Raw genomic sequence first — 20,260 nt, 5'->3', positions numbered from 1 at the left:
GCAACGGTTTGTGCATCAGAAAACGCATCAATCGCTACAACTCTGTAGCCAGCATTAACCGCGGCCTCAACAAAAGGCCGCGCTGATAAGGCTATGATTAAGAGTGAACTTTTAATAACTCACGCGCTAACTTAAATGCTGCAGAAAACTCCAAGTATTTTGGTTTTTCAAACGGCTGGTCTGTTGGCAGCATTTGTTTAAGCAGTTGATGTTGCGTGTTGTACTTCAACTGACCTACAGCAATTGCACCAATGCCGTAAATATTAGTGCCTTCAATTTTTACGCCGTCATCACTTACACTCACGCCTTCTACGCCAAGCGGTGCAACAGCATTAACGTCTGCAACCACTTTTAAGTTCTTAGCAAGTGCCAACTGCGCCTTGCTAATCACTTGAATACCAGCAGCTGCTGAGCAAATCACGATATCAGACTGTGCAAGAATTTCTTCTTTTTTAGCCTCAGTTGTACCGTCAACCACTTTCATACTCACTTGGTATTTTTCATTCCAAGCAGCCGCTTTAGGCTCTACAGAAGCCACTGAGCTATGCGCAACCATTTGCACATTAGCGCCTTGTTGGGCTGCAATAATTGATGCACAGCTACCAACTGGACCAGTAGAACCAAATACGCTTAATGTTTTGCCAGTCAAGCTCTCGCCAAAGTTTTCTTTAAGGTGTGCTTCTACTTTTGCAATCATCGCTGCTGCAGTAGTAAATGCGCCTGATGGGTCAGCAAATGCTGAACATGCAAAAGGTGCGAACATTGCTTTTTTAGCCGCGCTTAGCATATCCATTGCTAAATCAATATCGCGACCGCCAATAAAAATACCTTCACGTTTAACGCCAGAAAGGCCGCGTGAGAAAATTGCATCTTGCGTTAAACCAGTTACCTCAGAGAGTTCAACATTGGTATACGGCACAATTTTATCAAAGCCAGCGTCAAAGGCCATATTGACATCGAACGGACTTGCGTTCTTAGCGGCCGTGAATACATGCAAAATGCTAGCTTTTTCCATTGTTACTTTCCTTAATTTTAGTTTGTTTGTGTTAATTTTCACTAACCTAACCATTCACAGTTTTATACGGTTACGTCGAATTTATTGAATTTTGCACCATGATTGCACGCACTGCAAATTTTCCATGAAAGTGCGCTATCGGTGAAAGTTGATTTTAACTGCTGCAAATGTTGCTCTGCTTGGTTTTTATTCGCAAATATAGCAAAACCGGTCGGCCCCCAAGAGCTTTGCCCAAAACATGGCACTCCAATGGCTTCTAGGCGCTCAAGCACAGCACTTACCAATCGGCTTGCGTACCTACCACCTTGTACCGGTAAAAAGTAATCTCCCACATGCTGTTGCAGCACCTGGATACTTTGCCCAAAAGCAATTAAGTCACGCTCTACCAGTGCCGGCATGGCTTGCATTAGTACGTGCCTACACAAATGGGCTGCCAGACTTTCTGGGAAAGTTGGCAATTCATTAAACGCAACTTTCTCTTGCTCTCCATGAATGCCAGGCTCACTTGCATCAAAAATTAATAATATAGCCCACTCTTCAGGAAAATCATACCTAGCCAACATTGGCGGAGGGCTTGAATGTGAAGCGGACACTGCACGCCCACCATCCACTAGTAAACCTCCATAATCAAATGCAGAGATACCAACCCCAGAACGCCTGCCGCGCCCAGTTAATGTAGCTATCTGCATGCTCGTTAAATTAAGCTGATACAAATGGCTAATTGCAGAACCGGTAGCCAGCGCCATTTGGGTACCAGAGCCCAAACCTGAATGTTCAGGTACAGCCTCGCTGATATTGATTTCAACTGACTCAGTTATATTCATTGCACTTAAAATCTGCTGCGATACTTTAGAAATTCTCGCAATCACAGACTCCGGCACATTGCTTGCCGCTGATACTTGTAACGATTTAGAGCGCTTAGCACTTAATACCAGATTGGGCTCAGTAAGACTCAAGCCTATACTGCCGAATTTGCGCCCTAGCCCACCATGTAAATCAAAAAAACCCATGTGCAAGCGACCACTGGTTGACACCTCAACACTAGCGGTCATTAATCATTCCTACTGAACTGATTTTTAATGGAACGCGCTTAGTTACTGCGCTTTGTTCTGTGTAAGATTGCATAGTGATGATCGTATTGATAATGATAATTTAGTTTCTTGTTTTATTTTAGCTTAGGCTAAGCAATTTTCCTACGGTATAACATTACATCTACCAATAATTTTAGTGTTAAAGCGCATTTAAAAAACCAAAGATTTTATTCAATGTGCAGTTTTTCAGGTGACAACCCCAACATAATTAGGCAAAATGAGGGATTATTAAAATAATCTAACGCATTAACCTCCCCTTTTACCTACAAGGCACCACCCTAACGGGGTAACAAGCCTTAATTGAAGCGCGAGTATTGAGTAATATAGTTAGAAAATTAATCATTTGTTTGAAACTAAGGAACTATCATGTCAGCCCACGTTATTCCATTTGAAAATTTACGCAACGTAGACGTCCCATCAGTCGGCGGTAAAAATGCATCGCTAGGCGAAATGATTTCTCAGCTGTCTGCAAAAGGAGTACGGGTCCCTACTGGCTTTGCTACTACAGCAGATGCCTATCGTGAATTTTTAGCTCAAAATGGCTTGGATGCCAAAATCAATGCTGAGCTTGATAAACTGAACGTCGATGACACGCAAGCCCTCGCTGCCTGTGGCAAACAAGTGCGCGAATGGATTATGGCTGCACCATTTCCTGCTGCACTGGAAAAGGCAATTGCAGAAAACTATGAAATCCTGATTGCTAAATCAGGTAACGGCGCTACATTTGCTGTTCGTTCATCTGCAACTGCAGAAGATTTGCCAGATGCATCATTTGCTGGCCAACAAGAGTCATTCCTGAACATCCATGGTTTAGATAACATTCTGCACGCGATTAAAGAAGTTTTCGCTTCTTTATACAACGACCGTGCAATTTCATACCGCGTACATAAAGGCTTTGTCCACGCTGACGTTGCACTTTCAGCTGGTGTGCAACAAATGGTACGTAGCGATATTGGCTGCGCAGGCGTAATGTTTACCATTGATACTGAATCAGGCTTTAAGGATGTTGTATTTATCACATCATCATACGGCTTAGGTGAAACAGTAGTGCAAGGTGCGGTGAACCCTGATGAATTCTATGTACACAAACCAACACTAGCACAAGGCAAACCTTCTATCGTGCGCCGCACCATGGGCTCTAAACTCATTAAGATGGTATTTAGTGATGCAACACGCGCTGGTAAAAGCACACACACTGTAGAAGTGGATCAAGCAGATAGCGACCGCTACTCATTATCAAATGAAGACGTGCTAGAACTAGCACGTTACGCAATGACGATTGAAGCCCACTACGGCTGTCCAATGGACATTGAGTGGGGTAAAAACGGCGTAGACAATAAACTCTACATTCTGCAAGCTCGCCCTGAAACAGTTAAATCACAAGAAGCAGCTAACAATGTCACAGAGACATTTAAGCTCAACAAACACAGCGAAAAACCATTAGTTGTGGGTCGTGCAGTAACACAAAAAGTAGGCGTAGGCCCAGTACGTATTGTGCTAGACCCAGCTGATATGCACCTAGTACAACCAGGTGATGTATTAGTAGCTGATATGACAGACCCTAACTGGGAACCAGTGATGAAGCGCGCTAGCGCTTTAGTGACCAACCGCGGCGGCCGTACCTGCCACGCAGCGATTATTGCGCGTGAATTAGGCATCCCGGCGATTGTTGGCGCTGTAAACGCAACGGATGTTTTACGTGAAGGTGAAGTCGTTACCGTATCATGTGCAGAAGGCGAATCAGGCTTTGTTTACCATGGTGAAATCGAATACGACGTAAGCACACAAGCTGCTGCTGCACTTAAAACTGCACCATGCAAAATCATGATGAACGTTGGCAACCCAGACATGGCATTTAGCTTTGCTAAAACACCAAATGACGGTGTAGGTTTGGCGCGTTTAGAGTTTGTAATCAACAACATGGTTGGTATCCACCCAAAAGCAATTTTAAACATGGATGCAATGCCGAGCGCGATTCAAACCACAATTAAAAATCGCTCACGTGGCTACGCTTCACCTAAACAATTCTATATCGACAAAGTAGCAGAAGGCGTTGCGACTATTGCAGCGGCGTTCTACCCAAAACCAGTGATTGTGCGCACATCTGATTTCAAATCAAATGAGTACAAAAAATTAGTTGGCGGCGAGATCTACGAGCCAGATGAAGAAAACCCAATGATTGGTTTCCGTGGCGCGGCACGTTACATGGCAGAAGACTTCAAAGAGTGTTTTGCGATGGAATGTATCGCCATGAAAAAAGTACGTGATGAAATGGGGCTAACTAACGTTGAGTTGATGATTCCTTTCGTGCGCACTTTAGCTGAAGCTAAAGCGGTGACTGAAATCATGGCGGCTAATGGGCTTAAACGTGGTGAAAATGGCTTACGCCTGATCATGATGTGCGAGATTCCATCTAATGCATTACTTGCAGAGCAGTTCTTGGCTTACTTCGATGGCTTCTCAATTGGCTCAAACGACCTTACCCAACTCACATTGGGTATGGACCGAGACTCAGGCATCCTTGCAGATGGCTTTGACGAGCGTAATGACGCAGTAAAAGTATTGCTCAAAATGGCAATCAGCACCTGTAACCGTTTAGGCAAATATGTAGGTATTTGCGGTCAAGGCCCATCAGACCATCCAGATTTTGCGGAATGGTTAGTAGCGGAAGGCATTCAATCTGTATCACTTAACCCTGATACCGTTGTTGCAACTTGGCAGCGCCTTACAAAATAGTCAACCAACAAAATGGATAGACTGTCATGATCAAGCGCACCGCATTCTTCGTTTCTGACGGCACAGGTATTACGGCAGGCGCACTAGGTAAGTTGCTGGAGCATTTTCCCAGCACTCACTTTACACAAGTGCGCTTACCGTTCACCAACACGCTAGAAAAAATTAAACTTGCGCAAGAGGCGATTGTGCATGCGACAGAAGAAGACGGTGGCCGCCCAGTCGTGATTATGACTTTAGGCGACATTGCTTTGCGTAACTCGCTCAAGCAATGTAACGCCTACTTTATTGATCTATTCAATACGTTTATTGACCCTTTAGGCTTAGAGCTTGAACAGAAGCCACTGACTGGCGCCGGCATTGCCCATAGTGTCATGGGCAGTAGCTACAATGAGCGTATGGAAGCAATTAACTTTACGCTTAACCATGATGATGGCATGACTAACAACGGCCTGGAAGAAGCTGAAGTGATTTTAGTGGGCGTATCACGTTGCGGCAAAACGCCAACCAGCGTGTATCTTGCTATGCAGTTTGGGGTGAAGGCAGCAAATTACCCACTTATCCCTGAAGACTTTGAACGCGGCACACTACCCGCTGTGCTCAATAAACATTTAGGTAAGATTTTTGGATTAACCATTAAGGCTGAACGCCTGCACGCTGTGCGTAACGAGCGCAGAGCTGGCAGCTTTTATGCCTCATTAGATAATTGCCGTCAGGAAATTGCAACGGCGGAGACTCTCATGCGCAATGCCGGCATTACGTGGGCAGACTCAACCAGCCGCTCGGTAGAAGAGCTTTCTGCAATTATTTTAGAAAAAATGCGACACCCTGCCATTAGCAAATAATCAGCTTAGCGTTAACGCAGACAATAAAAAAGGTGCTTATCGCACCTTTTTTTGTATTGAATAATCCGTAACTACTTTAAGCTCGGTTTAATCTTACTCAAGATTTCCGCTGCGTTTGGCTTTACGTCACTGCTAAAAGCATATACATCATTGCCACCTGGCAAAATGACATACTTAAAGAAATTCCAACTCGGCGACTGCCCTGTTTTTGCGATTAGCTGCTGATAAAATGGATTTGCCGTTTTACCGCTCACTGAAGACTTGCTAATCATTGGAAACTTAACTGAGTAAGTTAGCTTACAAAAATCATTGATTTGCTTGTCGTCACTCAACTCTTGTTTAAAGTCATTGGATGGAAAACCTATCACTAACAAACCTTGGCTTTTGTATTTGCTATACAAACTCTCGAGCGCCTCAAACTGCGGGGTAAACCCACACTTACTTGCAGTATTTACCACTAAAATAGGTTTATCTTGATAATCACACAGATTGATTTTTCCGCCCTGCAAGGTGGAAAACTGATGGTTGTACAACGCAGAGCAAGCAGCATTCGCCATATTTGTCAGTGATAACATCCCTATTGAAAGTAACGCTAATAAGCCGGTTTTTAAAGCACTAGATGAAAAGTACATTTCTACTCACTTAAACAATCAATAATATAGATGATACTGTGACTGGGGTTTTGATATTAAATTCCATCACCATTCCTAATGCTTAAGGTACTGCACTGCAGCAACCCCTAATGCAGCCATGATCAGAGCCCCAAACATGTGAGTAAAGGCATGGAGCGCAGCCAAATAATAATCATGCCGGTGCAACAAAGATAAACTTTCCCCGGTAAAGGCTGAGAACGTAGTCAGGCCACCCAAGAAACCAGTCGTCACAAATAGACGTAAACTAGGATTATCTAGCTCCCCTAGCCCAATCAATCCCATTGCCATCCCCATCAGCAAGCCGCCACCTAGATTAGCAATAAGCGTGCCTAGCGGCAGATTGGGTAATATGGCATTAAAGGCAATCCCCAAGCCCCAACGGCTCCAAGCACCTAATGCAGCGCCCAAGCCCACAGCTAAGGTATTTGTAAAATTTATTGCGGAATTCATATTCTTAAATCCAGATTAGCATCGTCGTATAGTAAAATCTTTTTATCAGTTTTAGCCAATACTAAAATAAACATAAGAACTTTAGCGAGAAAATCATGGCAATGAAAGTGTTATTTGTGAGCTCTGAGGTTTTTCCACTGATTAAGACCGGTGGATTAGCAGACGTTAGCGGCTCCCTGCCCACTGCGTTACAGGGATTGGGTGTTGATATTCGTATACTGGTGCCAGGCTACCCTGCTGTATTGGCAGCATTAAAAGACTTAAAAACTATTGCATGGCTAGATCATCTACCGCATATTGACCAAGCTGAGTTACAGCTTGGCACAATTGAGAGTACGCAAATCCAAGTATTGGTGATTAAGGCACCTGATATTTACGAGCGTGATGGCGGACCATATGCAGATGCGCAAGGCCTTGAGTGGCATGACAACCCGGTGCGCTTTGGCGTACTATCAAAAGTTGCAGCGATACTGGCTAGCGACCACTCACCACTTAACGATTGGCAACCTAACATTGTCCATTGCAATGACTGGCAAACAGGGTTAACGCCTGCCTATATGAAGCTCACAGAGCACGCGCGTGCTAAATCCATCATCAGCCTGCATAACATGGCGTTTCAAGGCTGCTACCCGCCGCATTGGGTGATAAGTTTGGGCTTACCTAGTGCCAACTTCACGATAGAGGGCTTTGAATATCACAACCAGCTCTCATTTTTAAAAGCGGGTATATTCTATGCTGATGCTATCTCTACAGTGAGCCCGCGCTATGCTCAGGAGATCCAAACAACAGCTTTTGGTTTTGGTCTAGAAGGCCTGCTTAGCAAGCGTGGCCATGAAATCAAAGGCATCCTAAATGGTATTGAAACCGAAGAATGGAATCCGACAACTGACCAGTATTTAACCAAGCATTACAGCGCATCCAAATTAGCAGGTAAGAAGCAAGTTAAAAAGGCATTGCAACAGAAACTTGGGCTCGATATCGATGCAGATGCACCGTTATTGGGCGTAGTTAGCCGTCTTACCCACCAAAAAGGTTTGGATATGCTACTACCTCACCTGGAAAACCTAATTAATCAAGGCTGCCAGTTTGCATTATTAGGTGGTGGTGAAACTGCGCTGGAATCAGCATTTTTAGAAATTGCAGCACAAAACCCTAACAGTGCCAGCGTGACGATTGGCTATAACGAACCACTGTCGCACCAAATCATGGCGGGCTGCGATATGTTTGTAATGCCTTCACGTTTTGAGCCTTGCGGCCTGAATCAGCTATATGGCCTAGCCTACGGCACACCGCCTATCGTTAATGCTACTGGCGGACTTGCAGATTCCATTATTGATGCAGATGCAACACACTTGGCAAATAAAACAGCTAATGGCTTTGTGATGGTAGAAGCAAGTGCCGATGGTTTAATCGCCAGTATTCAGCGCGCATTAGAAATGTTCAGAACTGAACCAAAAGTATGGAAACAGCTGCAAACAACGGGCATGTCTCAGGATTTAAGCTGGGGTAAAAGCGCTCAAGAGTACTTGGCTTTATACAAAACATTAATTTAAATATATTAAAAGCATAAGGGGGAAAGTTGGCACGCTTGATGCATATATAAAATCAAGCTTACATATCTCCTAAGCCGTTTTCTCCCCTTCAGGCGCCTTTAGTTGGCGCCTTTTTTTATCTGTAATTTCAGTAACGTATCAATTAAGTAATGAATACGTTACTTTAGATATTAACTACCTAAGCCCACACTACTTCACAATAAAGTGTTCGCGGTAATATTTAAGCTCATCAATTGACTCATAAATATCAGCTAATGCCTCATGACGGCTCGCCTTTTTAAACCCTGAGTAAATTTCAGGCTTCCATCTACGTGCCAGTTCTTTAAACACGCTTACGTCTAAATTACGATAATGGAAAAAGCTCTCTAATTCTGGCATGTAGCGTGCCATAAATCGTCTGTCCTGACAAATTGAGTTGCCACACATTGGTGATTTTCCTGAAGGTACATGTGCCTTGAGGAATTCAATCATTTGCGCTGAAGCTTCAGCCTCACTCAAAGTAGACGCTTTTACTTTATCAATCAGACCAGAACGTCCGTGTGCGCCTTTGTTCCAAGCATCCATACCATCTAACACCTCATCAGTTTGGTGCACAACAAACACTGGGGACTCAGCTAATACATTTAAATCTGCGTCGGTCACCACCGCTGCCAATTCCAAAATACGGTCAGAATCTGGAAGTAAACCGCTCATTTCCATATCAAGCCAAATTAAATTATTCTGATTCGTCGTATTGTCAGCTGCTGCCATCATGATTTCCATTAAAATGAGTGTTATTGAGTAAACTGGGTGAACCATCACATATAAAATGCTTCACAATACGTATATTAACTTAATTCAATTCTTAAACGAACGATAAAATGGCTCACACTCTCACCATCACTTTCATTAGCTTGTTGATTGTAACCACATTTGTACGTATATGGCTGGGCAGACGCCATATTGCACATGTGCAATCTCATCGCAACCAAGTACCTCAAGCCTTTAGCGAAAATATCGCACTTGAAGCGCATCAAAAAGCGGCGGATTACTCTACAGACAAAACCAAATTAGTCTTGTTAGAGGCTACAGTACAAGCGGTTTTATTGGCAGCACTCACCATAGGTGGCGGCTTACAATGGATAGATGACGTATGGCGTAACCTGATTGTAAATCATGAGATTGCACGTGGCGCGCTGGTAATTGTGAGCGCCATGCTAGTAAGCAGCATGATTGATTTACCGTTTGAATACTACAAAACATTTGTCGTGGATGAAAAATTTGGTTTTAACAAAATGACGCCAGCGATGTTTTTTAGCGACCTAGTAAAACAAAGTGTAGTAGGTATTATTCTAGGTGCACCTATCTTGTTTGCAGCTTTATGGTTGATGCAAGGTGCTGGTCAATACTGGTGGCTTTATCTCTGGATAATTTGGAGTGCTTTCAATTTGATTATGCTTGCGGTATACCCAACGTTTATCGCGCCATTTTTCAATAAATTCACACCATTGGAAGACCAAGCATTAAAACAAAGAATCGAGTCTTTATTAACCAAATGCGGTTTTAAATCCCAAGGCCTGTTTGTGATGGATGGCTCAGCACGCAGCAGCCATGGCAATGCTTACTTTACCGGTTTTGGCGCATCAAAACGTGTTGTGTTTTTTGACACATTGCTAGATAGATTAAATGCAGATGAAATTGAAGCGGTGCTAGCACATGAGCTTGGTCACTTTAAGCACCACCATGTGATTAAACGTATTGCTATGATGTTTTTTATAAGCTTTCTAGGCTTAGCATTGCTTGGCTGGTTGATGAATCAAGATTGGTTCTATGTAGGGCTTGGCGTTAGCGAAGCCAGCAACCATATGGCATTAGTATTGTTTTTGCTGGTTTCACCTGTGTTCTTATTTATCTTAAAACCCATCATGGCAAGCTATTCACGCAAAAATGAATTTGAGGCAGACAGCTACGCCGCGCAACATGCAAATGCTAAATACTTGATCGAAGCTTTGGTTAAACTGTATCGCGACAATGCATCCACTTTAACGCCAGATCCGCTACATTCTGCTTTTTATGATTCGCATCCACCAGCAAGTATTCGAATTTCAAAATTAACGGCGTATACTAGCTAGCATCCTCTTAAAAAAGGTGAGCAAAATGAAGTTACTGCAATATTTAGTGTTACTGTTCATCAGTTGCAGTGCGTTTGCCGAGCCTTTCCAAAATGCAGATGCAGCAGCGGGTCAATCACTGGTTAAACAGCATTGTATCCGTTGCCATGCTGCTAGCTTTGGTGGTGATGGCTCGGGTATTTACACACGTGAGTTTCGCAAAGTAAAAAGTTCGAGCGCATTAACTGCACAAATACGTAATTGCAACACTATGCTAGGCCTAAAATGGTTTGAAGATGAAGAGCTTAATGTTGCAAAATACCTTAACCAACAATACTATAAATTTACAGAATAGCGAGCACGTGAGTATCTCAATTAATACGCAAGATGAAACAGGCTTGCAAGGCACTGTGGTTGCCGCTTACGGCAAACGCTACCAAGTAGAACTCACGGACACCAAGCAACGAATCAGTTGCGTTACTCGTGGTAAAAAGACCGACCTTGCTTGCGGTGATTTTGTTTTAGTCAAACTCACAGATAAACACGAGGGCGTGGTGGAGTCTACCCTGCCCCGAAATACACTACTGTTTCGTAGCAATGCATTTAAAAGCAAGATGCTGGCTGCAAACGTCACACAAATTATTATCGTACTAGCTACACAGCCTAGCTTTTATGAAGCCCTGCTCAACCGCTGTTTAATTGCTGCAGAAGCGGCCGGTATTAAAGCTCTAATTGTACTTAACAAGTGCGACCTGACAGACAACCATGATGCACTGAAAAAATTGGAGTTGTATACCCAACTTGGGTATCAGGTCTTACCGTTATCAGCCAAACAGGATATCTCTAGCCTGAGACCATACCTACAAGATGAAATCTCTATCTTGGTAGGGCAATCTGGCATGGGGAAATCCACCATCATTAATGCGCTATTACCATCTGAAGCGGTGCGCACACAGGAAGTCAGCCAAGTGCTGGATAGTGGCAAACATACTACTACGGCCGCACATTTATACCACCTTGACGCAAGTAGCCAACTCATCGATTCGCCAGGACTACAAGAGTTTGGCTTACACCATTTGAGCACGGGTGAACTGGAGCATGCTTTTATCGAGTTCAGGCCATTTTTAGGAAAATGCAGGTTTAACAACTGCAAGCACTTGCAAGAACCTGATTGCGCAATTACCGCAGCACTAGAACAGGATAAAATATCAGCAGAAAGATTGGCGATTTACAAAATGTTACGCACTGAGATTACTCACCAAATATAGCAATTAATTACAGGTATGGTATGACAACCGCTTTCATTACTCACCCTGACACTTTATTGCACATCATGGATGGTAATCATCCAGAATCACCGGCACGCATCACTGCCATTAAGAATGCATTGGTCAAGCAAGGCATTTATCAGCATCTGGCCGTTTACGAAGCACCGACAGCAAGCGATACGCAATTGGCAAGGGTTCACCACCCTGATTATATTAAGCACATTCGCGCCCTATCGCCCAAGGCAGGCTTAGTAAGGCTGGATGCAGATACTGCCATGGGGCCGATGAGCTTATCCGCCACGCTGCATGCCAGTGGCGCCGCAGTACTGGCAACCGACTTGGTCATGCAAGGAAAAGTGGATAACGCCTTCTGCTGCGTTAGACCACCAGGGCATCATGCCGGCCGTGCCAATAGTGCAGGCTTCTGTATTTTTAACCATATTGCGGTTGGTGTGGCACACGCCATAGCCCAGTACAAAGTCCAGCGTGTTGCGATTATCGATTTTGATGTGCATCATGGGGATGGCACGGAAGATATCTTCAAAAATAATCCGCAAGTTATGCTTTGCTCAACATTCCAACATCCGTTCTACCCGCACCGCGGGTTTGATACGCGCACGGCAACGATGATTAACGTACCTTTGCCAGTAAATGCTGATGGCAAACAATACCAACAAGCGTTTGACCACGAGTTCTTACCTGCTCTCAACCGATTCAAGCCTGATATTATTTATGTATCAGCAGGATTTGACGCACATGTCGATGACCCGCTTGCCGGCATGCACTTGATTAATGAAGACTATGCGTGGATAACGACTTTTATTAAACAAGTGGCTAAGCAGCATGCGCAAGGCAGAATCGTCTCCTTATTGGAAGGCGGCTATCACTTGCATGCATTAGCGCAAGCCGTCAGCAAACACGTCAGCGTCATGATGCAGACATAAAATAAGACGTTGAATGATGCGTGGAATGAAACGATAATGCTTACTGTGCATCCAATTTTGAGTATGCGCCGTCAAAAATGGTTTAAAGCTACACATACCAAGATTTAAGATAAACCAATATAGCAGAGCCATGTATAAAACAACTTTCAGGACTTTATCAATTGACTGATATTCGTAAAGAACAGACTCCTGTACATGCACTGGCAATTGGAATGTTTGTGTGTGAGCTTGACCGGCCCTGGCTTGGCACACCTTTTTTACTAGAAGGCCTATTAATTGAAGATGCAGAACAAATTACAACACTTGCGGCTTTGTGTGAGTTTGTCTATATAGACCGTACTGTTTCACTTGGTGAACACTACTTGGCGCCGCAAAAGAAATCTATTGCAGTGCAACACCACACATCAAATAGCATCACTCACTCGACTGTGGCTAGCCCACCTACAGCAAGCACTCATGTTAACGGCAGTATAGCTAGTGAGAGCAAAGAGCAACTTTCCTTTTTTAAGATAATTCGAGAGATTCAAGATTACAAACAGGACGTTAATGAGAATACTACGCAAACATCTAGCCATAATGGTGCAAACGTCAACCTCAGTTACTTAAGCCAAGAAGCGGAGCTTGATGGTGAAAATGCGCCCGCGGACCTAACCTTATCTAAACAAATCAAAGCGGATTTATCACGCTTTGTATCAGGATTAAAGGGCTGGAGACCAAACTTAAAAAGAAGGATGAATAACACTGCACAAGTCGGACAAAATCAAGCGTTTGTTGATGCAGACACAATCACACATCTGCACCAAACATTAATTGAAGAAAAATACCCTGTAGAGCAAGAAATTAGCACCGTTTACCCGACTTATGAGAAAACGCAGCTAGTCACACGCGAGTTCTTTAACGCAATGGCAGAGGGCCAACTAGTAGACTTAAATAAAGTAGATGAAACTCTCAATGACATGGTCGATAGCATTGAGCGTAACTCAGACGCATTGTTGTGGCTAGCACGTTTAAAACAAACAGATGACTACTCCTACAACCACGCACTCAATGTTTCCATCATGCTGATGGCATTAGCCAACTTCATGGCACTACCAAAAAAGCAGATTAAAGACCTAGGCCTTGCCGGCCTATTACAAGATATAGGCAAAGTAAAAATTCCTAAAGATCTGCTGCAAAAAAAAGAGAAAATCTCAGCAGAAGAATATGAAATATTTAAAAAACACGTAGACTACGCACTAGCATTATTAGAGGTCACAAGTAACATTTCCAGCACCACCATGATTGCAGTATCACAGCACCATGAACGAATCGATGGCAGCGGCTACCCATTTCAGCTTAAGGGCAAGCAAATCAGCCTGCCTGGACAAATGGCCGGCTTAATTGACACTTACTGTGCACTCACCAGTAATAAGGCCTATGCCAAAGGCGTTTATAATCAATCTGCACTAGAAAAAATACATGCACTGCGCGACAATAAGTTTGATGGACATTTAATTGATCAATTGGTGCAGTTCTTAGGCATGTATCCGGTAAGCTCGTTAGTCGAGCTCAATTCTGGAGAGGTGGGCGTTGTAATTCAGCAAAATAGTGTGCGCCGCCTGTTACCCAAGGTCATGATCTTACTCAACCCAGACAAAACAAAAAACGAATACCCACCCACACTCAATTTAATCAATGCACCATTAACACCTAGCGGTGAACCATACAAAATAGTCAGGGGGCTGCCTCCTGACAGTTATGGCCTCAATATCAACAATTATTTTAGCTAACTAATCACCACCGCCTAATGAAGAAATTACAAGAAGAAATCTATAGTTCAATAGATCATGAGTTCACACTGAATATATCACCTAATGATTTACTGAACATCATGCAGGCTTATCAATTAAGCACCAACGACCTTGCTGGGCCATACCATTACAACCAGCAAACAGCGCCAGTCAGTTTCAATGCTAGCACCGGTAGTCTTTTACAGGTATTGCAACAATGGCCTATGCAATTAAACTGGTCTCAACTCAATCAGGCTATCGATGAACTACTGCACAACTGGCTACAGGATTACAAAGCAGGAGCAAAGCTAGGGGATGCACTTATCCTCTGTCAATCCATACAGTTGCACGCAGAACCTACTACAGACCGAATACTGTCTCGATACAATCATCAGTTTCATCTGGTGCTTACGCATTTATTAGCACTGGCAACCAATGAATTTGATCAGTATCGATATAACTATTCCAAGAGCTTTGATTTAACTACTGGGTTACCCAACCACCAACTCATGCTTAAGCTCATTAAAAAGGCTGAGGCAGAACACATCAACCTGGGTTTGCTTTTACTTAATCTGAATATCAATGCAGATAAAGAAAGAAAAATAAATACCGATCAATCCACGCTAGCACTGGCTGCAGTTGACCTTATTCAGCAGCACCTAAGCAAAGATACCAGACTATTTCATATTGGCCCCAATGAGTTCGCTATCGTTATTGAAGACTTGCATTTCCCTGCGCAACTTAACCTGATTGCCTCAGAGCTCATTCACGCTTTTGAGTCATCATTGCCTCTGGTCAACAACAGCCTGATTGTGAAACCTTATTTTGGTGGCGTTACCACGTTTAAACATACTTCTAAGGCACACTCGCTGTATGAGTGCGCGAAATTGGCGTTGCACCATGCCATGATTAATCACTATCAGATTGAAATGTATGATCAACACATTACTAGCGTATTCTCCAGCACGCACACATTAGAAGAGGCGATTATTGAGGCCTTGCAGAACAATGAACTGGAAGTCTATTTACAGCCAATTGTAAGCCTGCCCAAGCATGACTCAGACCATGTAACTTGCGTAAGCGCAGAGATGTTACTACGTTGGCACAATGCGGAATGGGTCGGCATTTCGCCGATGCGCCTGATCGATACCATCTACAAAAAAGGTTTTGGTAAAATATTTATCCGCTGGCTCATCAACACCGCATGCCAACGCATCGCGGAGATTATCGCCACCCACCAGAATAGCTTTGCATTAACCGTGAATCTATCCTCGCCTGACCTACTGGATGCAGACTTGCCAGAGCTGATAGCACAATCTATTGCACTATGGGACATCCCGGCCAAATCATTGGTAATTGAAATCACAGAAAGTGATTTGCTGTTAGATGAGAAAAAAGCCATGTCTGTGATTAATCGAATTTCACAGCTAGGTTGTTCATTTGCGCTGGATGACTTTGGCACGGGCTATTCATCCATGACCAGACTGCGCAATATGCCGATTAGCCTGGTTAAAATTGACCAGTCTTTTGTGAAACAAATCGAGCAATCTCCACAAGATAGAGAGATTGTGCTCTCCATTATCCAGCTTGCACATAGTTTGGGTAAAACCGTGGTAGCTGAAGGCGTAGAAGAGTTAAGCTGCTTAAAGATACTGACTGAAATGCAATGCGACAAAATACAAGGCTATTACTATTCAAAATCTATGTCACCTAATGACTTTAATATATGGCTTTCTAACTTTCAAAATCAATCCACACTGCTCACGCATAAACATGAATAATAACCAGTGCCTCATCAGCTAATCATCTATCAGCCTACAACTTTACTGAGTGAGGGTATAATGACGGTTGTTTACTACGTTCAACATGTTTGAACGTGCAATTAAAATTACCGTTTGATGACATCAATATGCACATTACTACCCGCCTTGAATTTGACGCAGGCCACCGGATTCCTAACCATAAGAGCCAATGCAAGAACTTGCATGGCCATCGATATGCGATTGAAATCACACTATCTGGTGACATTATCACTGCTGAAAATACATCTGATAACGGGATGGTGATGGATTTTTCTGATGTAAAAGCGATTGCTAAAGACGCAGTCGTCAACGTTTGGGATCACGCGTTCTTGGTTTATCAGCATGACAAGGAAGTATTAAACTTCTTGAATACACTGCATAACCATAAGACCGTTGTATTTCCAACGGTGCCTACGGCAGAAAACATGGCGGCAGAAGCTTTTAGAATTTTAAAAGCGCGTTACCAAGATACTTACGGCAACCACCTCAAGCTGGAAAAAGTACGCTTATATGAAACGCCAAACAGCTGGGCAGATGCATTAGGCTAATCAGCTATTGGGCAGCGCTTGAAGTTCTGTCATTAATGCATCACGCCAATCTGGCAACTGTACTGAAAAATCTGTACTTAACTTGGTACAATCTAAGCACGAGTTAGCAGGGCGCACCGCAGGGGTTGGATACTCAGCGGTTGCAATAGGCTCAATGTTAGCAACCACGGCTTTAAGTGGCTGCCAGTGGCGTGCAGACTGCAACTGTGCATAGTCCTCTACAATTGCACTTGCAAAGCCATGCCATGTCGTGTGCCCAGCATTGACTAAATGATACACGCCAGAACGCTCGCCATCCCACCCTGCAAGCACTTGCAACACTGCTTGCGCAATACAGAAGCTACTCGTTGGCGCACCGACCTGATCAGCCACAATGCGCAACTGTTCACGCTCTTTAGCTAAGCGCAAAATCGTGTGCAAAAAGTTCTTACCGTAAGCTCCATATACCCAGGATGTTCTGAAAATCAGAGCTGGCAGCCCTGCTTTACGAATCGCCACTTCACCGGCTAATTTAGACTTCCCATACACACTCAGTGGTGCTGTGGCATCACTTTCCACATACGCGCCCACTTTATTGCCGGCATACACGTAATCTGTAGAAAAATGTATTAACTTAGCACCTAGCTTTGCCGCCTCTTCCGCCAGCACACCAGGCGCGATAGCGTTAATTGCATAGGCTAAGTCAGGTTCTGACTCCGCTTTATCTACCGCAGTGTAAGCAGCTGGATTGATAATCAAATCAGGCTGTATTGCCTGCACGGCGTCTCGTATTGCCTGCGGATTGGATAAATCCAGCTTACTTTTATCCAAACAAACCAGTTCACCAAATAAGTCCGGCTGATTAAGCAAGGCTTGCTGCAAAGCGTGCCCGACCTGACCATTTACGCCAGTCAATAATATTTTTTTATATGTAGGAGATTGCATTGCTACTGTATAACCTTATTCAAATACGTCAGCATCAGCCAAGCTAGAGCCCAATTGATCTTTAGCAGACAGTACCGGTGTTGAATTAGCAACCAAGCTAGCAGTAGGCCATTCAATTCCAATATCAGCATCGTCCCAACGAATACAGCGCTCATGCTGTGGTGCGTAGTAATCTGTTGTTTTATATAAGAACTCAGTATTATCTTTCAGCACTAGAAAGCCGTGCGCAAACCCCTCTGGCACCCACATCTGGCGTTTATTATCCGAAGATAAAATCGCGCCAACCCATTGGCCAAAGGTTTTAGACTGCTTACGTAAATCCACTGCAACGTCAAAAACTTCTCCTGCCACGACACGCACTAACTTGCCTTGCGGCTGCGCAATTTGATAGTGCAAGCCGCGCAGCACATTGGCAGCAGATTTAGAATGGTTATCCTGTACAAACTGCGTTTTAACGCCCGTTAAATGCTCAAACTTTTGCTGATTAAAACTCTCGAAAAAAAAGCCTCGCTCATCACCATACACTTGAGGCTCTAATATCAACACATCAGGAATCGCAGTCTTAATCACTTGCATTTAGTACACCTGTTCCGTCAGCAACATTTTTAAATATTGGCCATACGCGTTTTTAATGTAACGGTTAGCCAACTGCTCTAACGCCGCCGCATCAATATATTGCATACGATAAGCGACCTCTTCAGGGCTAGCTACTTTTAAGCCCTGACGTTTTTCTATGGTTTCAATAAATAATGACGCCTCAAGTAATGATTCATGCGTTCCGGTGTCCAACCATGCAATACCGCGCCCCATGACTTCCACTTGTAAATCACCACGCTCAAGATAAACTCGGTTAACATCCGTAATTTCCAACTCACCCCGTGGTGATGGCTTTAACTGCTCCGCGATACGAATCACATCATTATCATAGAAATATAAACCGGTAACAGCGTATCTAGATTTAGGCACTGCAGGTTTTTCTTCCAAGCTCACTGCTTGCCCTTGCGCGTTAAACTCAACCACGCCATAACGTTCAGGGTCGCTTACCGGATAAGCAAAAACAGTAGCACCCTTATTTAGGGTCGTCGCGGCCTGTGTTTTAGTCGCCAACTCATGTCCGTAGAAAATATTATCGCCCAGCACCAAAGCACAGCTATCATCACCGATAAATGATTTACCAATAATAAACGCTTGCGCTAAGCCATCTGGTGACGGCTGCACCGCAAATTGAATAGAAATTCCCCACTGACTACCATCTCCCAGCAACTGCTGAAAGCGTGGTGTGTCTTCTGGTGTTGAAATCACTAAAATATCACGAATCCCCGCTAACATGAGTGTAGTCAGCGGATAGTAAATCATCGGTTTATCATAAACAGGTAATAACTGTTTTGACACTACCTGTGTAACTGGATGCAAGCGCGTACCGGAGCCGCCCGCTAAAATAATTCCCTTCATGCCATTTCCTCACCACGTTCTGAATAATGTGTTTGAATCCAATTACGGTAATCCCCGCTGGTAATATTATTTACCCAATCTTGATGAGCTAAATACCAGTTCACTGTTTTTTCTATGCCGGTTTCAAACGTCTCTGCCGGTTTCCAGTCTAGTTCTGTTGCGAGTTTTGTTGCATCAATCGCATAACGTATATCATGCCCAGGTCGATCAGCCACATAAGTAATGAGATCTGCATAAGACTGGCCATCGGCACGCGGCTGTTTAGCATCAAGCATGCGGCACAACGTTCTTACAATATCAATATTAGTTTTTTCATTCCAGCCACCTACGTTATAAACCTCGCCAACCTTGCCTGCCTCCAGTACGCGCCTGATTGCCGCACAATGGTCTTCCACGTAAAGCCAGTCACGCACTTGCAAGCCATTGCCATAAACTGGTAATGGTTTACCAGCCAAGGCGTTATGAATGACTAAAGGGATTAACTTCTCAGGGAAGTGATACGGCCCATAGTTATTTGAACAATTAGTGGTTAAGGTTGGTAAGCCATAGGTGTGATGATAAGAACGCACCAAGTGGTCTGAGGATGCTTTAGAGGCAGAGTAAGGACTATTCGGTGCATACGACGTAGTTTCAGTAAATGCAGGGTCGTCTTTACCTAATGAACCATAAACTTCATCGGTAGATACATGCAGAAAACGGAAGTTTGCTTTATCAGCAGTGTTTAAAGCACTCCAGTAAGCACGCACAGCTTCCAACAAGTGGAAGGTACCCACAATGTTAGTTTGAATAAAGTCTTCAGGTCCATGGATGGAACGGTCTACATGGCTTTCTGCCGCAAAATTAATTACTGCGCGCGGTTTGTGCTCTTCTAATAATTTAGCAACCAAATGCTGATCACCAATATCACCATGCACAAATACATGATGCGCACTATGCTCTAAGCTCACTAAGTTGTCTAAATTACCGGCATAGGTCAACTTGTCTAAGTTGACCACAGTGCCAAGCCCCTGCTTTACCCAAGCCAGTACAAAATTAGAGCCGATAAAGCCCGCACCACCCGTGACAAGAACTGTATTATTCATTATTTGCTACTTTCCTAAATTTACTAATCATTCGTTCTACT

The 20,260-nt window shown here is 43.7% G+C and carries 19 protein-coding genes; 10 read left to right on the top strand and 9 right to left on the bottom strand.

Features of this window, described 5'->3' with window-relative positions; all coding sequences use genetic code 11:
• Positions 1 to 97: 97 nt before the first annotated feature.
• Both VGD82_RS10865 and VGD82_RS10860 read right to left on the bottom strand, forming a co-directional pair.
• Complete coding sequence (locus VGD82_RS10865; protein ID WP_135276430.1) at positions 98 to 1,015, bottom strand: NAD(P)-dependent methylenetetrahydromethanopterin dehydrogenase; 918 nt, start codon at positions 1,013 to 1,015, stop codon at positions 98 to 100.
• Positions 1,016 to 1,077: 62 nt separating this feature from the next.
• Positions 1,078 to 2,067: a beta-ribofuranosylaminobenzene 5'-phosphate synthase family protein gene (locus tag VGD82_RS10860; protein WP_331020406.1), complete on the bottom strand. Its 990-nt coding sequence runs from the start codon at positions 2,065 to 2,067 to the stop codon at positions 1,078 to 1,080.
• Between the two features lie 405 nt (positions 2,068 to 2,472).
• Here VGD82_RS10860 and ppsA point away from each other — a divergent pair, with 405 nt between their 5' ends.
• Together ppsA and VGD82_RS10850 are read left to right on the top strand one after the other, a co-directional pair.
• Entirely contained in the window at positions 2,473 to 4,842 is a 2,370-nt protein-coding gene (ppsA, locus tag VGD82_RS10855) for a phosphoenolpyruvate synthase (RefSeq protein ID WP_331020405.1), read from the top strand.
• 26 nt (positions 4,843 to 4,868) lie between these two features.
• Positions 4,869 to 5,684, top strand: a complete 816-nt coding sequence (locus tag VGD82_RS10850; protein WP_331020404.1) for a pyruvate, water dikinase regulatory protein — start codon at positions 4,869 to 4,871, stop codon at positions 5,682 to 5,684.
• A gap of 71 nt (positions 5,685 to 5,755) precedes the next feature.
• Here VGD82_RS10850 and VGD82_RS10845 read toward each other — a convergent pair whose 3' ends face one another.
• Together VGD82_RS10845 and crcB are read right to left on the bottom strand one after the other, a co-directional pair.
• Positions 5,756 to 6,316 (bottom strand): glutathione peroxidase, encoded by a 561-nt coding sequence (locus tag VGD82_RS10845; RefSeq protein ID WP_331020403.1) that lies wholly within the window; start codon positions 6,314 to 6,316, stop codon positions 5,756 to 5,758.
• 75 nt (positions 6,317 to 6,391) lie between these two features.
• The gene (crcB, locus tag VGD82_RS10840; RefSeq protein ID WP_331020402.1) at positions 6,392 to 6,787 is read right to left on the bottom strand and encodes a fluoride efflux transporter CrcB; all 396 of its coding nucleotides are present in this window, start codon (positions 6,785 to 6,787) and stop codon (positions 6,392 to 6,394) included.
• A 95-nt stretch (positions 6,788 to 6,882) separates the two neighbouring features.
• On the opposite strand from crcB, the gene glgA reads away from it, so the two are divergent.
• Positions 6,883 to 8,340 (top strand): glycogen synthase GlgA, encoded by a 1,458-nt coding sequence (glgA, locus tag VGD82_RS10835; protein WP_331020401.1) that lies wholly within the window; start codon positions 6,883 to 6,885, stop codon positions 8,338 to 8,340.
• A gap of 189 nt (positions 8,341 to 8,529) precedes the next feature.
• Here glgA and orn read toward each other — a convergent pair whose 3' ends face one another.
• Complete coding sequence (gene orn, locus VGD82_RS10830) at positions 8,530 to 9,090, bottom strand: oligoribonuclease (RefSeq protein WP_209308726.1); 561 nt, start codon at positions 9,088 to 9,090, stop codon at positions 8,530 to 8,532.
• A 110-nt stretch (positions 9,091 to 9,200) separates the two neighbouring features.
• Here orn and VGD82_RS10825 point away from each other — a divergent pair, with 110 nt between their 5' ends.
• From VGD82_RS10825 to queD, 7 genes are all read left to right on the top strand, one after another.
• A complete protein-coding gene (locus VGD82_RS10825; protein WP_331020400.1) occupies positions 9,201 to 10,451 on the top strand; it encodes a M48 family metallopeptidase in 1,251 nt (416 codons plus the stop codon).
• Positions 10,452 to 10,476: 25 nt separating this feature from the next.
• Positions 10,477 to 10,785, top strand: a complete 309-nt coding sequence (locus tag VGD82_RS10820) for a c-type cytochrome (RefSeq protein WP_331020399.1) — start codon at positions 10,477 to 10,479, stop codon at positions 10,783 to 10,785.
• Positions 10,727 to 11,698, top strand: coding sequence for a ribosome small subunit-dependent GTPase A (rsgA, locus tag VGD82_RS10815; protein WP_331020398.1), 972 nt, complete (start codon positions 10,727 to 10,729; stop codon positions 11,696 to 11,698). Before VGD82_RS10820 ends, rsgA begins: the two co-directional genes overlap by 59 nt.
• Before the next feature lie 20 nt (positions 11,699 to 11,718).
• Positions 11,719 to 12,642, top strand: a complete 924-nt coding sequence (locus VGD82_RS10810; RefSeq protein ID WP_331020397.1) for a histone deacetylase family protein — start codon at positions 11,719 to 11,721, stop codon at positions 12,640 to 12,642.
• 161 nt (positions 12,643 to 12,803) lie between these two features.
• Positions 12,804 to 14,411, top strand: coding sequence for an HD-GYP domain-containing protein (locus VGD82_RS10805; RefSeq protein ID WP_331020396.1), 1,608 nt, complete (start codon positions 12,804 to 12,806; stop codon positions 14,409 to 14,411).
• 17 nt (positions 14,412 to 14,428) lie between these two features.
• Positions 14,429 to 16,192, top strand: a complete 1,764-nt coding sequence (locus VGD82_RS10800) for a GGDEF domain-containing phosphodiesterase (protein ID WP_331020395.1) — start codon at positions 14,429 to 14,431, stop codon at positions 16,190 to 16,192.
• A 128-nt stretch (positions 16,193 to 16,320) separates the two neighbouring features.
• A complete protein-coding gene (gene queD / locus VGD82_RS10795) occupies positions 16,321 to 16,761 on the top strand; it encodes a 6-carboxytetrahydropterin synthase QueD (protein WP_331020483.1) in 441 nt (146 codons plus the stop codon).
• On the opposite strand, the gene rfbD is transcribed toward queD, so the two are convergent.
• From rfbD to rfbB, 4 genes are read right to left on the bottom strand one after another with little or no spacing between them, the layout of a single operon-like run.
• Complete coding sequence (rfbD, locus tag VGD82_RS10790; protein WP_331020394.1) at positions 16,762 to 17,685, bottom strand: dTDP-4-dehydrorhamnose reductase; 924 nt, start codon at positions 17,683 to 17,685, stop codon at positions 16,762 to 16,764.
• Between the two features lie 15 nt (positions 17,686 to 17,700).
• Positions 17,701 to 18,261, bottom strand: a complete 561-nt coding sequence (gene rfbC, locus VGD82_RS10785) for a dTDP-4-dehydrorhamnose 3,5-epimerase (RefSeq protein ID WP_331020393.1) — start codon at positions 18,259 to 18,261, stop codon at positions 17,701 to 17,703.
• Positions 18,262 to 19,137, bottom strand: coding sequence for a glucose-1-phosphate thymidylyltransferase RfbA (gene rfbA / locus VGD82_RS10780; protein ID WP_331020392.1), 876 nt, complete (start codon positions 19,135 to 19,137; stop codon positions 18,262 to 18,264). It lies immediately after the preceding gene.
• Positions 19,134 to 20,219 carry a dTDP-glucose 4,6-dehydratase gene (gene rfbB / locus VGD82_RS10775; protein WP_331020391.1) on the bottom strand — a complete coding sequence of 362 codons (1,086 nt, stop codon included), beginning with the start codon at positions 20,217 to 20,219 and terminating at the stop codon, positions 19,134 to 19,136. The genes rfbA and rfbB overlap by 4 nt, the downstream gene beginning before the upstream one ends.
• Between the last annotated feature and the right edge of the window lie 41 nt (positions 20,220 to 20,260).

The sequence above is a fragment of the Methylotenera sp. genome (genome assembly GCF_036401095.1).
In the GTDB taxonomy this organism is placed as follows: Bacteria; Pseudomonadota; Gammaproteobacteria; order Burkholderiales; family Methylophilaceae; genus Methylotenera.
The sequence above is the reverse complement of the archived record's forward strand: the minus strand, read 5'-3'. Positions and strand labels throughout refer to the sequence as shown.

What these genes read in the sequence shown, in the direction of transcription:
- VGD82_RS10865 (WP_135276430.1), bottom strand. Translation starts at nt 1,015, where the DNA reads ATGGAAAAAGCTAGCATTTTGCATGTATTCACGGCCGCTAAGAACGCA.
- VGD82_RS10860 (WP_331020406.1), bottom strand. Translation starts at nt 2,067, where the DNA reads ATGACCGCTAGTGTTGAGGTGTCAACCAGTGGTCGCTTGCACATGGGT.
- ppsA (WP_331020405.1), top strand. Translation starts at nt 2,473, where the DNA reads ATGTCAGCCCACGTTATTCCATTTGAAAATTTACGCAACGTAGACGTC.
- VGD82_RS10850 (WP_331020404.1), top strand. Translation starts at nt 4,869, where the DNA reads ATGATCAAGCGCACCGCATTCTTCGTTTCTGACGGCACAGGTATTACG.
- VGD82_RS10845 (WP_331020403.1), bottom strand. Translation starts at nt 6,316, where the DNA reads ATGTACTTTTCATCTAGTGCTTTAAAAACCGGCTTATTAGCGTTACTT.
- crcB (WP_331020402.1), bottom strand. Translation starts at nt 6,787, where the DNA reads ATGAATTCCGCAATAAATTTTACAAATACCTTAGCTGTGGGCTTGGGC.
- glgA (WP_331020401.1), top strand. Translation starts at nt 6,883, where the DNA reads ATGGCAATGAAAGTGTTATTTGTGAGCTCTGAGGTTTTTCCACTGATT.
- orn (WP_209308726.1), bottom strand. Translation starts at nt 9,090, where the DNA reads ATGGCAGCAGCTGACAATACGACGAATCAGAATAATTTAATTTGGCTT.
- VGD82_RS10825 (WP_331020400.1), top strand. Translation starts at nt 9,201, where the DNA reads ATGGCTCACACTCTCACCATCACTTTCATTAGCTTGTTGATTGTAACC.
- VGD82_RS10820 (WP_331020399.1), top strand. Translation starts at nt 10,477, where the DNA reads ATGAAGTTACTGCAATATTTAGTGTTACTGTTCATCAGTTGCAGTGCG.
- rsgA (WP_331020398.1), top strand. Translation starts at nt 10,727, where the DNA reads ATGAAGAGCTTAATGTTGCAAAATACCTTAACCAACAATACTATAAAT.
- VGD82_RS10810 (WP_331020397.1), top strand. Translation starts at nt 11,719, where the DNA reads ATGACAACCGCTTTCATTACTCACCCTGACACTTTATTGCACATCATG.
- VGD82_RS10800 (WP_331020395.1), top strand. Translation starts at nt 14,429, where the DNA reads ATGAAGAAATTACAAGAAGAAATCTATAGTTCAATAGATCATGAGTTC.
- queD (WP_331020483.1), top strand. Translation starts at nt 16,321, where the DNA reads ATGCACATTACTACCCGCCTTGAATTTGACGCAGGCCACCGGATTCCT.
- rfbD (WP_331020394.1), bottom strand. Translation starts at nt 17,685, where the DNA reads ATGCAATCTCCTACATATAAAAAAATATTATTGACTGGCGTAAATGGT.
- rfbC (WP_331020393.1), bottom strand. Translation starts at nt 18,261, where the DNA reads ATGCAAGTGATTAAGACTGCGATTCCTGATGTGTTGATATTAGAGCCT.
- rfbA (WP_331020392.1), bottom strand. Translation starts at nt 19,137, where the DNA reads ATGAAGGGAATTATTTTAGCGGGCGGCTCCGGTACGCGCTTGCATCCA.
- rfbB (WP_331020391.1), bottom strand. Translation starts at nt 20,219, where the DNA reads ATGAATAATACAGTTCTTGTCACGGGTGGTGCGGGCTTTATCGGCTCT.